Raw genomic sequence first — 14,237 nt, forward strand, 5'->3', positions numbered from 1 at the left:
ACCTGCTCTCATCTTTGTCGAGACAACCCACAAGTAGGGTCGGTGTCGGCTTGCGATGGGCCGGATGCCCGTGCTTGCTGTCGCCCCCCATAGCTGGGAAAATAGCGCGCCGCCGGATAGGGGGTGGCATAGACGGGGAGTGAATGTGAGCAGAATCGGCTTGTTTTACGGCAGTGACGAGGGCAATACCGAGGCGGTGGCCTTTCGAATCCGTGCCCGCCTGGGTGAGGAACGGGTGGATATCCACGATATCGCCGACGTCACCCAGTTGGAAATCGCCGATTACGACCAGTTGATCTTCGGTATCCCCACCTGGGACTTCGGCCAGATCCAGTCGGACTGGGAGGATTTCTGGGAGGATGTGGAGCAGATCGACTTCACCGGCAAGACCGTGGCCCTGTTCGGCCTCGGCGACCAGTTCGGCTATGGCGACTATTTCCTGGATGCGATGGGCATGCTGCACGACGTGATCGTCGCCGGCGGCGCGTCCATTGTCGGTCACTGGCCCACCGAGGGCTACGAGTTCGAGGCCTCCAAGGCGGAGATCGAGGGGGAGGACTGTTTCGTCGGTCTCGCTATCGATGAGGACCAGCAGGAGGAGCTCACCGCCGGGCGCCTCAATCTCTGGTGCCGCCAGATCGCGGAGGAGTTAGGGCTCGAGGGCGGCGCCGACGGCGTCGCGCAATTGGACGATTGAGTGCACCCATGAAAACTACCCTCGAATTCAGGCAGTTCTGGCCCTGGCTGGCGGAACATCCCAATTGTATCCTGCGCGCCGGTACCGCTGATTCGGTGTTCTACGATGACGACGACTACTATTGGCGCTTCGCCGAAGAGGATGCCCGTACCCTGCTGGTGCAGGTGCTGCGGGGCAAGCGGCCGGTGGCGGAGTTGTTTATCGAACCGGAGTATGTGACCTATGTGGAGATCAGCCCCGGCGAGAAGGGCGAGTTCAATTTCGACTTGATTTCGGAATTCGAGGGCCAGCGCCAGGTTCTCTACTACTTTGTGCTGGCGCATCCGTTCGAAGAGTCAGCAGAGACAAATGAAGCAGAGAAAACCGGGCGCGGGCGGCGACTGCACTAGTTTGCATGTAGCCTGCTTGTAGGATGGGCAAAGCGCAGCGTGCCCATCATCTGAGGCTGTGATGGGCAGGTTGCGCTTTGCCCATCCTACAGAGTGCTACGTGAGTAGCCGCACCAGAATCTCCCGGTACATCTTCTTCAGCTTGTCCAGGTCTTCCGCTTTCACACACTCATCCACCTTGTGAATGGTCGCATTGACCGGCCCCAATTCCACTACCTGTGCGCCGGTCGGAGCGATAAAGCGACCGTCTGAAGTGCCTCCGGCGGTGGAGAGCTGGGTGGCTTCGCCGGTTACCGACAGGATCGCGGACTGCGCGGCTTCCACCAGCGGGCCTTCGGCGGTGAGAAATGGCTGGCCGGAGAGGTTGAAGTTCGCCTCATACTTTAAGCCGTGCTTGTCGAGGGTGGCGCGCGCGCGGCGTTCCAGTTCCTTTGCAGTGGTCTCGGTGGAGAAGCGCCAGTTGCACACGAGTTTCACTTCGCCGGGAATAACGTTGGTGGCGCCGGTGCCGCCATTGATATTGGAAACCTGGAAGCTGGTTGCCGGGAAAAAGTCGTTGCCCTTGTCCCACTCTTCAGCGGCGAGTTCCGCCAGCGCCGGGGCGAGGGTGTGAATCGGATTTTCCGCCAGATGTGGATAAGCCACATGGCCCTGCACGCCGAGTACCCTGAGTTCCAGGCCCAGTGAGCCGCGGCGGCCGTTCTTGATTACGTCACCGACCCGCTCGGTGCTGGAGGGCTCGCCCACCAGGCACCAGTCGATTTTTTCCCGCCGCTCTTCCAGCCACTGGACCACTTTCACCGTGCCACCGGTGGCCGGGCCCTCTTCGTCGCTGGTGATCAGGAAGGCGATACGGCCGCTGTGATCCGGGTGCGCGGCGACAAACTCCTCACAGGCCACAACCATCGCCGCCAGTGAGCCCTTCATATCTGCCGCGCCGCGGCCGTAGAGATAACCGTTGTCGACAGTGGGTTCAAAAGGAGGGTGCTGCCAGTTTTCCTCCGGCCCCGTGGGCACCACATCGGTGTGGCCGGCAAAGGCGAACAGCGGGCCGGTTTCGCCGCGGACAGCCCAGAAGTTGTCGGTATCGCCCCAGCGCAGGCGGGTGGTTTTGAAGCCGATTTTTTCCAGGCGCTGGATCATCAGGTCCATGCAGCCGGCGTCTTCGGGGGTGACGGATTTGAGGCGGATCAGGTCGCTGGCGAGTTTTACTGTGGGGGTCATTTATTTTTCCGTAGTCGGTTCGGTGATAGGAGCTCCGCAGCGGGTGCCGTGGCGGCCCTGCTACCGGCAGCAATTTGCGGGACACGGGCTTGGGCGCCCCCCTTAAATACATTCCTGTACGGCCATCCATGGCCGTGAACGGTCTGGCATAAAGCCACCGGCACCAGGGCCTTCACATTTTGCTCCAGAGTTCTTCCAGCCTTTCAGTCGGTGGCGGTCGGAGCACGAACGCCTGATGCGAAGGCGCTGATACCGGAATTCGTTTGCGGGACTGTCTGCGAGAGGGACCTCGCAGACAAGCCCCCATGGATGGGTTCACGGCGTGTCCCGCAAACGAATTCCGGTAGCAGGGCCGCCCGGGAGCTTGTTACGAGGCTCCTGTTTCGGATCGATGAGCGGGCCTGCGGCCCGCAAGCGGAGCTGGAGCTCCGCGGTCCCGGGTCTCGGAATCAATTGCTGTGCAACGCCGCGTTCAATTCAATAGCACTCTTGTTGGTCAGGCATTCCACCGCACCGTTGGTGGAATTGCGCCGGAACAGCAGGTCGGATTTGCCGGCCAGGTCGCGGGCTTTCACGTGTTCCACCAGCTTGCCGCTGTCGTCCAGCAGCGCCACTTTGGTTCCGGAGGTGATATACAGGCCGGCCTCCACGGTGCAGCGGTCGCCCAGGGGGATGCCGATACCGGAGTTGGCGCCGAGCAGGCAGTTTTCGCCGACTGAAATGACGATGTTACCGCCGCCGGAGAGGGTGCCCATGGTGGAGCTGCCGCCGCCCAGGTCGGAACCGGCGCCGACGAAAACGCCGGCGGAGATGCGTCCCTCGATCATGCCCGGCCCTTCGGTACCGGCGTTAAAGTTGACGAAGCCTTCGTGCATGATGGTGGTGCCTTCGCCCAGGTAGGCGCCCAGGCGCACCCGTGCGGTGTGAGCAATGCGCACGCCCTTGGGTACCACGTAGTTGGTCATTTTGGGAAATTTGTCGACGCAGGACACTTCCAGCAGTTCGCCTTTCAGGCGGGCTTCGAGCTGGCGTTGGGGCAGTTCTTCCAGGTCGATGGCGCCGCGGTTGGTCCAGGCCACATTGACCAGCTTGCCGAAAATGCCGTCCAGACTGGTTTGGTGGGGCTTGACCAGGCGGTGGGATAACAGATGCAGTTTCAGGTAGGCTTCCGGCACCGTTTGTGGAGGCTCGTCGCTGTACAGTACCACCGCCACCAGAGGGCTCTGGCTGCCGGCAAACTGCTCCAGGATCTCCGCTTGTTCTGTGGCGCCGGCAGCGTTCAGTTTTTCCGCCAGTGGCTGCAGCTGCGACGGTTCCAGGACGATGGTGTGGTTGCCGTCGTCCACCTTCAGTACTTCCGCCACCGCCGCTGCGGTTTCTGCTTCCGGTTTGAACAGCGGTTGCGGGTAGTAGACTTCCAGCCAGTCACCTTTGCTGTTGCAGGTGCCGACACCGAATCCGATGCTGTAAATTTCACTCATCAGGCCATCTCCTTCCCGTTCAGGGCTGTTATCTTTTCAATCATTGCTGCTAATGTCTCCTCTTTGAAGCCGAACAGGATTTCGTTGCCGGCGACGGTGACCGGGCGCTTTATCAGTGTGGGGGTTTCCTGGGCGATGGCCAGAGCCGAGTCGTTGTCCATCGCGCTTTTCTGCTCTTCGCCGAGGGCGCGCCAGCTGGTGGAGCGGCGGTTGAGCACTTCTTGCCAGCCGAATTCCGTTAACCAGTCCGACAGCGGTACGCTCTGCATACCGTCTTCCCGGAAGTCGTGGAAGCGGTATTCCACATCGTTCTTTTCCAGCCACTTGCGGGCCTTTTTTACCGTGTCGCAGTTCTTGATGCCGTATAGAGTAATCATGCCTTCTTCGTCTTTTTGGGGTTCTTGCGTGCGGGGTAGCAGGTGGTGCATATCTCGCACACGGTGCCGTCGCAGCCGCGGGCGGTGCAGTATTCGCGCCCGTAAAAAATAATCTGCAAGTGCAGTTTGTTCCAGTTTTCACGGGGAAACAGGCGCTTGAGGTCTTTTTCCGTCTGCACCACGTTCTTGCCGCTGGTGAGACCCCAGCGCTGGGCCAGGCGGTGGATATGGGTGTCCACCGGAAAGGCCGGGTGGCCGAAGGCCTGGGACATCACCACGCTGGCGGTCTTGTGGCCCACGCCGGGGAGGGTTTCCAGCGCGGCCATGTTCTCGGGCACCTTGCCGTGGTACTCGTTGACCAGTATCTGCGAGAGTTTGCTGATCGCCTTGGATTTCTGCGGCGACAGGCCGCAGGGGCGGATCACTTCCTGGATCTTTTCCACCGGGACCTGTGCCATATCCTCCGGGTTGTCCGCCAGTTTCCACAGGGCCGGGGTGATCTGGTTGACGCGCTCATCGGTGCACTGAGCGGAAAGCAGTACCGCCACCAGCAGGGTGTAAGGGTCGCGGTGGTGCAGGGGAACCGGGGTCTCCGGGTAGAGTTCGTCCAGGCGCTTCTGGATAAATTCTACCCGTTCCTTTTTTAACAAGTTTTTTACTGCCATTTGCTGTGTATGTAGGAGCGACCGTTGGCCGCGAGAGCCTTTTCTATTGGCAAAATGCTTTGATGCGTTTCGCCGCCTCGATGCACTCCTCGAGGGTGGCCACCAGGGCCATGCGCACATACTCGGCGCCCGGGTTGATTCCTTCCGCCTCCCGGGCGAGGAATCCCCCGGGCAGCACGGTGATGTTCTGCTGCCGGAAGAGTTCGCGAGCGAAGTTTTCGCCATCTCCGACCCGCGGCCAGAGATAAAAGCCGGCCCGCGGTGGTGCCACATCCAGGCAGCCGTCGAGTATGTCCAGCACCGCAGAAAATTTTTCCCGATAGAGCGCGCGATTATGCCGCACATGTTGTTCGTCCTGCCAGGCGGCGATGGAGGCGAACTGGGTGTACAGCGGCATGGCGCATCCGTGGTAAGTGCGGTAGAGCAGGAATTTTTCCAATATCCGCGCATCGCCGGCGACGAAGCCGGAGCGCAGCCCGGGCAGGTTGGAGCGTTTGGAAAGGCTGTGGAATACCAGGCAGCGGTGAAAGTCCGCGCGGCCGATTTCCTCACAGACCTGCAGCAGGCCGAGCGGTGGCTGTGCTTCGTCGAAGTAGAGTTCGGAGTAGCACTCGTCGGAGGCGATGATGAAATCGTAGCGATCGGCGAGGTCGATCAGCTGTTTCAGGTCTTCCGCATCCAGCAGGGCGCCAGTGGGGTTACCAGGGGTACAGATGTACAGCAGGTCGCACGCTTTCCAGGCGCTCTCCGGCACCGAGGCGAAGTCCGGCTTGAAGTTGGTTGAATCCGTACAGTTGATAAAGGACGGACTGGCGCCGGCGAGCAGGGCGGCCCCTTCGTAAATCTGGTAAAAGGGGTTGGGCATCAATACTTTCGAGCCGGGGGACACCGCGGCCTGGGCGAAGGCGAACAGTGCCTCGCGGGTGCCGTTGACGGGCAGTACCTGGGTGTCCGCACAGACTTCATTTAATTGAAAGCGCTGGCACAGCCAGCGGGCAATGGCCTGGCGCAGCGAGTCTATGCCCTTGGTGGCGGGATAGGCGGCCAGCTTGTCCAGGTTGTCGATCAGTTCGTCGCGCACGAATTCCGGCGGTTCATGCTTGGGCTCGCCGATGGAGAGCGCAATATGGGGCAGGTGCGCCGGTGCCTGGAGGTCTTTTTTCAGCGCCGCCAGCTTTGTGAAAGGATAGGGCTGTAGTTTTTCGATATTTGAATTCATTTTTGTGTTTCCAGTCCCCGTTTTTTCGGGCGCTGTGGCGGCCCTGCTGCCGGTGGCCTTTTGCGGGACACGCCGTAAATACTTCCCTGTAGGCTCTAATCGGCATCCCTGCCTCATAAGGTCCCGCAAAAGGCCACCGGCATCAGGGCCTTCGCATTGAGTTCCGGTATTTTTCCCGGTGTTTAATCTGTTTTCTGATCTCTGTTCCCTGACTTCTGAATCGCATCCAGCTCCCGGCAGATATTCTCTTCCAGCTCCCGGCTGGCGGCTTCGTCCAGCAGCGGTTCCCCCGCGGCGTCGGTGATATGGAAGGTGTCCTCCACTCGCTCCCCCAGGGTGGAAATCCTGGCGTTGTGCAGGCGCAGGTCGTGGGTGATAAAGATTCGTGCGATGCGCGCCAGAAGCCCGGGCCGGTCGGCGCTGGTGATTTCCAGGGTGCTGTACTGGTCACCGGGCTCGGTGGTAATACTGGCGCGGGTGGCCAGTTCGAACATCTTCAGGCGCCGGGGCGTGCGCCGCTGGATCACTTTGGAGTAGTCCTCCACCAGGGCCAGTTCTTCCTGCAGGGTTTTGCGGATCTGTTCCAACTGATGGGGCTCGTCCAGCAGCGGCTGGCCGGATTCGTCGAGCACGTAGAAGGTGTCCACGGTGTAGCCGGAAGCGGAGCTGTACAGGCGCGCGTCGTGGATGTCCAGGTTGAGCATGTCCAGGCCGGTGACCACCGCGGCGAAGACGTTGGCCCGGTCCGGGGTGTAGACGAAAACCTCCGTCGCACCGTCGTGTTCGCCGGGGCCGGAATTGCGCGTGAGTACCAGGGTATCCCGGCGCTCGCCTTTTTCGCTGGCGCTGTGCAGCTGATGGATGGCGGCGGTGTGCCAGGTAATATTGTCGGCACTTTCGCGCACGAAATAGTCTTCACCCATCTGCGCCCAGATATTTTCCACCGAGGCCATGGGCAGGCCCATGGCGCGCAGCATGCTGCGCGCCTGGCCCCGGGTCTCCTCGATGATTTCCTCCCGGTCGATGGGATTCTCCAGGCCGCGGCGCAGGGCGCGTCGGGTGGCCTGGTAGAGCTGGCGCATCAGGCTGGCGCGCCAGCTGTTCCAGAGCTCCGGGTTGGTGGCGTTGATGTCCGCCACAGTGAGGGCGTAGAGGTAGTCGAGGTGTTCGCGGTCGCCCACGGTGCGGGCGAAATCGTGCACCACTTCCGGGTCGGTAATGTCCTGCTTCTGGGACACTGCGCTCATCAGCAGGTGTTTTTCCACCAGCCAGCACACCAGGCGGCTATCGCGGCCGGACAGCTGGTGGCGACGGCAGAAGGCGTCGGCGTCCACCACGCCCAGTTTGGAGTGGTCGCCGCCGCGGCCCTTGGCGATGTCGTGGTAGAGGCCGGCGATGTACAGCAGTTCGGGCTTGCGCAAACGCGAGAGAATTTCCGCAGCGATGGGGAATTTCTGCCAGGCCTCGGGGCTGCGAAAGCTGCGCATATTGCGCACCACCTGCAGGGTGTGGGCATCCACGGTATAAATATGAAAGAGGTCGTGCTGCATCTGCCCGGTGACGCGGCCGAACTCCGGCAGGTAGCGGCCCAGCACGCCGTAACGGGTCATGCGCGAGAGCTGGGTGGAGAGGCCGCGGGGGGAACGCAGCAGCTGCATGAATAGTTCGGCGTTGGCCGGGGTCGAGCGGAATTTGTCGTCGATCAGGTGGCGGTGTTCGCGGATCAGGCGGATGGTGGAGGCACGCACGCCCTGGATATCGGGGTTTTCCGCCATCAGCACGAATATTTCCAGCAGCGCCGAGGGCTGTTCCTCGAATACCCGGGTCTGGGTCACTTCAATGGTGCTGTCGCGCAGCTGGAAGCGCTCGTTGATCGGGGTCACGCTCTGCCGCTGGCCGCGCTGCAGTATGGCCTCGTCGAGAAACTGCAGCAGCACGTCGTTCAGTTCGCGCAGCGCCATCACTACGCGGTAGTAGTTGTGCATGAACTGCTCCACCGCCAACTGGGTGCCGCTGTCCACATAGCCGAACTGTTTCGCCAACTCCCGCTGGTAGTCGAACAGCAGCCGCTCCTCGGCGCGCCCGGCGAGCAGGTGCAGGCCATAGCGCACCCGCCAGAGGAAGTCCTCTCCGGACTGGAGGATGGCGAACTCTTCCTCGGTAAAGAAGCCTTTGCCCTGTAGTTGCTTGAGGGTGCGCACGCGGAAGTAGCGCTTGGCCACCCAGCCGATGGTCTGGATATCCCGCAGGCCGCCGGGGGCGTTCTTGATATTGGGTTCCAGGTTGTACTCAGAGGCCTGCTGGCGATTGTGGCGCTCGCGTTGTTCGGTGTATTTGGCGCTGAAGAATTTCTCCGCCGGCCAGAGCTTGTCCGGGGTCATGTGATTCACCAGGCGTTCGCGCATGGCGTCGTTGCCGACCACAGTGCGGCATTCCATCAGGTTGGTGGCCACGGTGATGTCTTCCGCGGCCAGTTCCAGGCAGTGCTCCACGGAGCGCACCGAGTGGCCGATATCCAGGCCCAGGTCCCAGAGGAAAGCCACCAGCCGCTCGATATTGTCCACGGTGACGCGGTCCGGCTTGCCGTGGGTGAGGATCAGCAGGTCGATGTCCGAGTGGGGATGCAGGTCGCCGCGGCCGTAGCCGCCCACCGCCAGCAGGCTGATGTTGTCCGGCCACTGGTACTGGTGCCAGGCGTAGTGCAGCAGGCAGTCCACGAACAGCGCGCGCTCGTGCACCAGGGTGCGCACGTCCTCGCCCTCGCGAAAGCGCTCGGCCATCTGGGTGTCGGCGGCGCCGGCGGCGTCCTTGAAGATTTCCAGCGCCGGCTTGGCGCCCTCGGCCAGGGCCTTGCGGAAGCGGGCCTGGTCGAAGAAGAACAGGGGGCGCTCGAAGTAGGGGGTGTTGGCCAGCTGCATTGATTTGTCCGTTTGGGACCTCTTTGTGTGCTCTTAAGAGGGGCAGAAGCGGCCCTGCTACCGGTGGCCGTTTGCGGGACACGCTGTGAATACATCCCTGTACGCTCTCCGCGGCCATCCATGGCCGCAGAAGGTCCCGCAAACGGCCCCCGGCATCAGGGCCTTCGCATCGGGTTTTGGTATTCTTTCCGACTGTAGGGCGGATAAGCGCTGAGCGCATCCGCCGCTATGACAGGTGGAGGCGTTGTGTCCGGGTTCCGAGTCCTGACTCTAAAAGTTCTCTTCACCCCGCGCCGTCAGCACCTCCACCCCATCGGCAGTCACCACCATGGTATGCTCCCACTGGGCGGACAGGCGGCGGTCCACGGTGACCGCGGTCCAGCCATCGCGAAGCACGCGGGTGCCGGGCTTGCCGGCGTTGATCATCGGCTCGATGGTAAAGGTCATGCCTTCCTCCAGCGCCAGGCCGGTGCCGGCCTTGCCGTAGTGCAGTATTTGCGGGTCCTCGTGAAACACGTCGCCGATGCCGTGGCCGCAGAAGTCGCGCACCACCGAGTAGTAGTTCTTCTCTGCGTGCTGCTGGATCACGTGGCCGATATCGCCGAGGGTGGTGCCCGGGCGGACTATCTCGATGGCCCTGTACAGGCATTCCTGGGTCACTTTGACCAGCCTCTCCGCGTGGGGCGCCGGTTTGCCCACGAAATACATCTTGCTGGTGTCGCCGTACCAGCCGTCCTTGATCACGGTGACATCGATATTGATGATGTCGCCTTTCTTCAGCACCTTGTTGTCCGAGGGGATGCCGTGGCAGACCACTTCGTTCACGGAGGTGCAGATGGATTTGGGGAAGCCGCGATATCCCAGGCAGGCGGGGATGGCATCCTGTGCGTTGACGATATGGTCGTGACAGCGCTGGTCCAGTTCTTCGGTAGTGACGCCGGGGACCACATATTCGCCGATCATCTCCAGCACTTCGGCGGCCAGTCGGCCCGCGGTGCGCATTTTGGCGATCTGTTCCGGTGTCTTGGTGCTTGAGGTCATGAGAATCCCGGGTTGCTGTTCAGCGAGGCGCGGTATTGTAGCGGATTGGTTGCCGCGGCGCACAGCCCGCCATCCCCGCTCCTGGAGGTCCCGGGCCCCCGATTGTTGCGGGCGCGCCGCACTAGCCACTACCCCCGCTTCCGGGAATATGGTATAAAGCGCGCCGCTCCGGGGTCGTCCCGGGGCTAAATCAACGCCGCACACGCACCGGCACATGTGTCTGGGTGCCTCGCTTGGCTACGCCGGGTGGGGTTGATACATGGGGCGCGTGGAGGACTAACCCGTAAAACTGAGGTTTACTATTATGCCGCAAGTCAGCATGCGCGATATGCTGCAGGCTGGTGTGCACTTTGGCCACCAGACCCGCTATTGGAACCCGAAGATGGGTGAATTCATCTTTGGAGCCCGCAACAAGATTCACATCATCAACCTGGAGCACACTGTTCCGGCTTTTAACGAAGCCCTGCAGGTGATCAAGGGGATGGCCGCACAGAAGAAGAAAATTCTGTTTGTCGGCACCAAGCGCGCCGCGCAGAAATCCATCAAAGAGCAGGCCGAGCGTTCCGCGCAGCCTTATGTCAGCAACCGCTGGCTCGGCGGCATGCTCACCAACTACAAGACCATCCGTGCCTCCATCAAGCGCTATCGCGAGCTGGAGGTCCAGTCCCAGGACGGTACTTTCGACAAGCTGACCAAGAAAGAGGCGCTGATGCGCACCCGCATGATGGATAAGCTGGAGCGCTCCATCGGTGGTATCAAGGATATGGCCGGCCTTCCCGACGCGCTGTTCGTGATCGACGTGGAGCACGAGCGCATTGCCATCCAGGAAGCCAATAAGCTGGGTATCCCGGTGATCGGTGTTGTGGACACCAATAGCAGCCCGGAAGGTGTGGACTACGTGATTCCCGGCAACGACGACGCCATTCGCGCGATCAAGCTATACACCACTGCGGTGGCGGATGCGGTGCTGGCCGGCGTGGGTGAGGCCGGCGGCGGTGTCGCGAAGGACGAGTACGTTGAAGCGAGTGACGACGAGGCCGCCGCGGAATAATCCCGTAGTGAGCACTGCACTTAAAAAGGGCCGTGAAACGGCCCTTTTTTCCAACTATCGAATTAGTGAATGAACTCCGAGGAATAGAATCATGGCGATTACCGCGTCTATGGTAAAAGAACTGCGCGAGCGCACCGGCCTGCCGATGATGGAGTGCAAAAAGGCACTGACCGAGGCGGACGGCGATATCGAAAAGGCGATTGAAGACCTGCGCAAAGCCTCTGGCCTGAAGGCTGCCAAGAAAGCCGGCCGCACCGCCGCCGACGGCGTGGTCGCGGCGAAAGTGGCCGAAGACGGCAGCTTCGGTGTGCTGGTGGAAGTCAACTCTGAGACCGACTTCGTGGCCCGCGACGACAATTTCAAGGCGTTCGTGGAGAAGGTGGTGGACAAGGCATTTGCCGACCGCCAGCAGGACGTCGCCGCACTGATGGAAGGCGAGCTGGAGCAGGCCCGCGAAGCGCTGGTACAGAAGATCGGCGAGAACATCGGTGTGCGCCGCATCCAGGTGGTGGAAGGGGCCCGGGTGGGCGCCTATGTGCACTCCAACAACCGTATCGCGGCGATTGTCGCCCTGAGCGGCGGCGATGAAGAGACCGCTCGCGATGTGGCCATGCACGCGACTGCGGTCAACCCGCAGGTTGTCAAACCGGAGGATATGCCGGAGGACCTGCTGGAGAAGGAAAAGGAAATCATCAAGGCTCAGCCGGATATGGCAGGCAAGCCCGCTGAGATCGTCGAGAAGATGATGGGCGGCCGTATCAAGAAGTTCCTCAAGGAGAACAGCCTGGTGGAGCAGCCTTTCGTCAAGAACCCGGATGTGACCATCGGCAAGCTGGTCAAGGACCAGGGCGCGGAAGTGGTTTCCTTCGTCCGCTTTGAGGTGGGTGAGGGCATCGAGAAGGAAGAGGTGGACTTCGCTGCGGAAGTTGCCGCGCAAGTTAAATCCTCTTCTTAATCGTTTACATCGGGTGCCGGAGGGTGCCCGGTCGCAGTGGGGGTGCTTTCGGTGGGCTCTTTGGGGCCACATCGGGGCACCCCTCTGTGTAAATGACCAAAATTGTTGTAATGTTCCGCGGCAATAACTGCCTGTGCCAGTAGAGGACCAACGGATGCCCGGTGTCAAAGACCGCAAGTACAAGCGAATTCTGTTAAAGCTCAGCGGCGAGGAGCTGATGGGCGAGCAGGGGTTTGGAATCAGCCCAAAGGTACTGGATAAGATGGCCCTGGAGATAGGCCAATTGGTGGGTATCGGCGTTCAGGTGGGGCTGGTGGTCGGCGGTGGCAACCTGTTTCGCGGCGCCGCGCTGCACGCCGCGGGCCTCGACCGGGTGACCGGCGACCATATGGGAATGCTGGCCACCGTGATGAATGCCCTGGCCCTGCGCGACGCCCTGGAGCGCTCCAATATTTCCTCCCGTGTGATGTCCGCGATCCAGATGAGCGGCATCGTCGACCACTACGATCGCCGCGCCGCCATCCGCAACCTGGAGCGGGGCGAAGTACTGATCTTCGCCGCCGGTACCGGCAATCCCTTCTTCACCACGGATTCCGCCGCCTGCCTGCGGGGCATCGAAATTGACGCGGAGCTGGTGCTGAAGGCCACCAAGGTGGACGGCGTCTACTCCGCCGACCCGGTACTGGAACCCGCCGCGACCCGCTACGACCAGCTGACTTACGACGAGGTGCTGGACAAGAAGCTCGGGGTGATGGACTTAACCGCAATCTGCCTGTGCCGCGAACACAACATGCCCGTGCGGGTATTCCGCATGGATAAGGCCGGCGCGCTGCTCAATATCGTTGTGGGTGGCGAAGAGGGCACCTTAATCGAAGAGGAAGTGAAACCGTGATTGAAGATATCAAGAAAGACGCGAAGGCGCGCATGAGCAAAGCGCTCGACGCCCTGGCCGGCAACTTCAACAAAATTCGCACTGGCCGCGCGCACCCGAGCATTCTCGACGGCATCCAGGTCTCCTACTACGGCTCCGACACCCCCCTTTCCCAGGTGGCCAATGTCGTGGTGGAAGATGCCCGGACCCTCTCCGTGACCCCCTGGGAAAAGAACCTGGTGCCGGAAATCGAAAAGGCCATCATGAAATCCGACCTGGGCCTGAACCCCAGCTCCGCCGGTACCGTGATCCGCATTCCCATGCCGATGCTCACCGAGGAAACCCGCAAGAACTTTATCCGCCAGGCCAGGGGAGAAGCGGAGACCGCGCGGGTGTCCATTCGCAATATCCGCCGCGATGCGCTGGCGGAGGTGAAGGCACTGGTCAAGGAGAAGGAGATCTCCGAAGATGACGAGCGCCGCGCCGGTGACGAGATCCAGAAAATCACCGACCAGTTTGTGGCGGAAGTCGACAAAGCTCTGGCGGCCAAAGAAAAAGACCTGATGGAAATTTGATGGATTCCGCCGAAGTACTGCCGCCGGGTGAGGGCCCGCGCCATATCGCCATTATCATGGATGGCAATGGCCGCTGGGCCGCGCGCCGTGGCCTGCCCCCCTCGGCGGGCCACAAGGCGGGAGTGGAGCGTATCCGCGACCTGATTTCCGCCTGCGGGGACCGCGGGGTGGAGGCCCTCACCCTGTTCGCCTTTTCCAGTGAAAACTGGCAGCGCCCGCCCAAGGAAGTGGAACTGTTGATGAGCCTGTTTCACTCCTACCTGCGCAAAGAGGCTGCGCGCATGTGTGAGGAGGGCGTCCGCCTGAGAGTGGTCGGCCGGCGCGATCGCTTTTCGGCGAGGCTGCAGCGGGCCATTGCGGAGGCGGAAGAGATCACCAGCGAGTGCTCTCGCGGCAACCTGGTGATCGCAGCCGATTACGGCGGCCGCTGGGATATCGCCAACGCCGCGCGCGCTCTGGCGGAGGAAGTGGCTGCCGGGACGAGGGCGCCGGACTCCATTACCGAAGAGGTGCTGACGGACTACCTGCAGCTGGCGGATTTGCCGCCGGTAGACCTGCTGATCCGATCCAGTGGTGAGCAGCGCATCAGCAACTTTATCCTATGGCAGGCGGCCTACAGCGAATTTTATTTTACAGATACGCTGTGGCCGGATTTTGACGAGCGCGAACTGGACGCCGCTATCGCCGCCTACCGACGGCGGGATCGCCGCTATGGCGGCCGCAGCAGCGATGATTTGGCCGCACAGGCCTGAGTTCCAAGCGATGAAAATCGGA

General features: G+C 61.5%; 14 protein-coding genes. 7 read left to right on the top strand and 7 right to left on the bottom strand.

Going from position 1 to position 14,237, the window contains the following annotated elements:
* Positions 1-145 precede the first annotated feature (145 nt).
* The gene (locus PP263_RS02720; protein WP_308366837.1) at positions 146-697 is read left to right on the top strand and encodes a flavodoxin; all 552 of its coding nucleotides are present in this window, start codon (positions 146-148) and stop codon (positions 695-697) included.
* 8 nt (positions 698-705) lie between these two features.
* Positions 706-1,086 (top strand): hypothetical protein, encoded by a 381-nt coding sequence (locus tag PP263_RS02725; protein ID WP_308366838.1) that lies wholly within the window; start codon positions 706-708, stop codon positions 1,084-1,086.
* A gap of 96 nt (positions 1,087-1,182) precedes the next feature.
* On the opposite strand, the gene dapE is transcribed toward PP263_RS02725, so the two are convergent.
* The 7 genes from dapE to map all read right to left on the bottom strand — a co-directional run bounded on the left by dapE (position 1,183) and on the right by map (position 10,011).
* Positions 1,183-2,310: a succinyl-diaminopimelate desuccinylase gene (gene dapE / locus PP263_RS02730; protein WP_308366839.1), complete on the bottom strand. Its 1,128-nt coding sequence runs from the start codon at positions 2,308-2,310 to the stop codon at positions 1,183-1,185.
* 449 nt (positions 2,311-2,759) lie between these two features.
* Positions 2,760-3,791, bottom strand: coding sequence for a 2,3,4,5-tetrahydropyridine-2,6-dicarboxylate N-succinyltransferase (gene dapD, locus PP263_RS02735; protein WP_308366840.1), 1,032 nt, complete (start codon positions 3,789-3,791; stop codon positions 2,760-2,762).
* Positions 3,791-4,168 carry an ArsC family reductase gene (locus PP263_RS02740; RefSeq protein WP_308366841.1) on the bottom strand — a complete coding sequence of 126 codons (378 nt, stop codon included), beginning with the start codon at positions 4,166-4,168 and terminating at the stop codon, positions 3,791-3,793. Before PP263_RS02740 ends, dapD begins: the two co-directional genes overlap by 1 nt.
* A complete protein-coding gene (nth, locus tag PP263_RS02745; RefSeq protein ID WP_308366842.1) occupies positions 4,165-4,833 on the bottom strand; it encodes an endonuclease III in 669 nt (222 codons plus the stop codon). The genes PP263_RS02740 and nth overlap by 4 nt, the downstream gene beginning before the upstream one ends.
* 43 nt (positions 4,834-4,876) lie before the next feature.
* Positions 4,877-6,052 (bottom strand): succinyldiaminopimelate transaminase, encoded by a 1,176-nt coding sequence (gene dapC / locus PP263_RS02750; protein WP_308366843.1) that lies wholly within the window; start codon positions 6,050-6,052, stop codon positions 4,877-4,879.
* Between the two features lie 182 nt (positions 6,053-6,234).
* On the bottom strand, positions 6,235-8,970 hold the full coding sequence (locus PP263_RS02755) for a [protein-PII] uridylyltransferase (RefSeq protein ID WP_308366844.1): 2,736 nt from the start codon (positions 8,968-8,970) through the stop codon (positions 6,235-6,237).
* Between the two features lie 270 nt (positions 8,971-9,240).
* Positions 9,241-10,011 carry a type I methionyl aminopeptidase gene (gene map, locus PP263_RS02760; RefSeq protein ID WP_308366845.1) on the bottom strand — a complete coding sequence of 257 codons (771 nt, stop codon included), beginning with the start codon at positions 10,009-10,011 and terminating at the stop codon, positions 9,241-9,243.
* A gap of 304 nt (positions 10,012-10,315) precedes the next feature.
* On the opposite strand from map, the gene rpsB reads away from it, so the two are divergent.
* The 5 genes from rpsB to uppS all read left to right on the top strand — a co-directional run bounded on the left by rpsB (position 10,316) and on the right by uppS (position 14,215).
* Complete coding sequence (gene rpsB / locus PP263_RS02765; RefSeq protein WP_308366846.1) at positions 10,316-11,062, top strand: 30S ribosomal protein S2; 747 nt, start codon at positions 10,316-10,318, stop codon at positions 11,060-11,062.
* Between the two features lie 91 nt (positions 11,063-11,153).
* Positions 11,154-12,017 (top strand): translation elongation factor Ts, encoded by an 864-nt coding sequence (gene tsf / locus PP263_RS02770; protein ID WP_308366847.1) that lies wholly within the window; start codon positions 11,154-11,156, stop codon positions 12,015-12,017.
* A gap of 154 nt (positions 12,018-12,171) precedes the next feature.
* Positions 12,172-12,909: a UMP kinase gene (gene pyrH / locus PP263_RS02775; RefSeq protein ID WP_308366848.1), complete on the top strand. Its 738-nt coding sequence runs from the start codon at positions 12,172-12,174 to the stop codon at positions 12,907-12,909.
* Positions 12,906-13,463 (top strand): ribosome recycling factor, encoded by a 558-nt coding sequence (gene frr / locus PP263_RS02780; protein ID WP_308366849.1) that lies wholly within the window; start codon positions 12,906-12,908, stop codon positions 13,461-13,463. The genes pyrH and frr overlap by 4 nt, the downstream gene beginning before the upstream one ends.
* Positions 13,463-14,215 carry a polyprenyl diphosphate synthase gene (uppS, locus tag PP263_RS02785; RefSeq protein ID WP_308366850.1) on the top strand — a complete coding sequence of 251 codons (753 nt, stop codon included), beginning with the start codon at positions 13,463-13,465 and terminating at the stop codon, positions 14,213-14,215. Before frr ends, uppS begins: the two co-directional genes overlap by 1 nt.
* Positions 14,216-14,237 lie beyond the last annotated feature (22 nt).

It is taken from the genome of Microbulbifer sp. TB1203, from assembly GCF_030997045.1.
Lineage (GTDB): Bacteria > Pseudomonadota > Gammaproteobacteria > Pseudomonadales > Cellvibrionaceae > Microbulbifer.

Coding starts and splice junctions, on each gene's coding strand:
- tsf (WP_308366847.1), top strand. CDS start 11,154: ATGGCGATTACCGCGTCTATGGTAAAAGAACTGCGCGAGCGCACCGGC.
- rpsB (WP_308366846.1), top strand. CDS start 10,316: ATGCCGCAAGTCAGCATGCGCGATATGCTGCAGGCTGGTGTGCACTTT.
- PP263_RS02740 (WP_308366841.1), bottom strand. CDS start 4,168: ATGATTACTCTATACGGCATCAAGAACTGCGACACGGTAAAAAAGGCC.
- pyrH (WP_308366848.1), top strand. CDS start 12,172: ATGCCCGGTGTCAAAGACCGCAAGTACAAGCGAATTCTGTTAAAGCTC.
- map (WP_308366845.1), bottom strand. CDS start 10,011: ATGACCTCAAGCACCAAGACACCGGAACAGATCGCCAAAATGCGCACC.
- dapD (WP_308366840.1), bottom strand. CDS start 3,791: ATGAGTGAAATTTACAGCATCGGATTCGGTGTCGGCACCTGCAACAGC.
- uppS (WP_308366850.1), top strand. CDS start 13,463: ATGGATTCCGCCGAAGTACTGCCGCCGGGTGAGGGCCCGCGCCATATC.
- dapC (WP_308366843.1), bottom strand. CDS start 6,052: ATGAATTCAAATATCGAAAAACTACAGCCCTATCCTTTCACAAAGCTG.
- dapE (WP_308366839.1), bottom strand. CDS start 2,310: ATGACCCCCACAGTAAAACTCGCCAGCGACCTGATCCGCCTCAAATCC.
- PP263_RS02725 (WP_308366838.1), top strand. CDS start 706: ATGAAAACTACCCTCGAATTCAGGCAGTTCTGGCCCTGGCTGGCGGAA.
- PP263_RS02755 (WP_308366844.1), bottom strand. CDS start 8,970: ATGCAGCTGGCCAACACCCCCTACTTCGAGCGCCCCCTGTTCTTCTTC.
- nth (WP_308366842.1), bottom strand. CDS start 4,833: ATGGCAGTAAAAAACTTGTTAAAAAAGGAACGGGTAGAATTTATCCAG.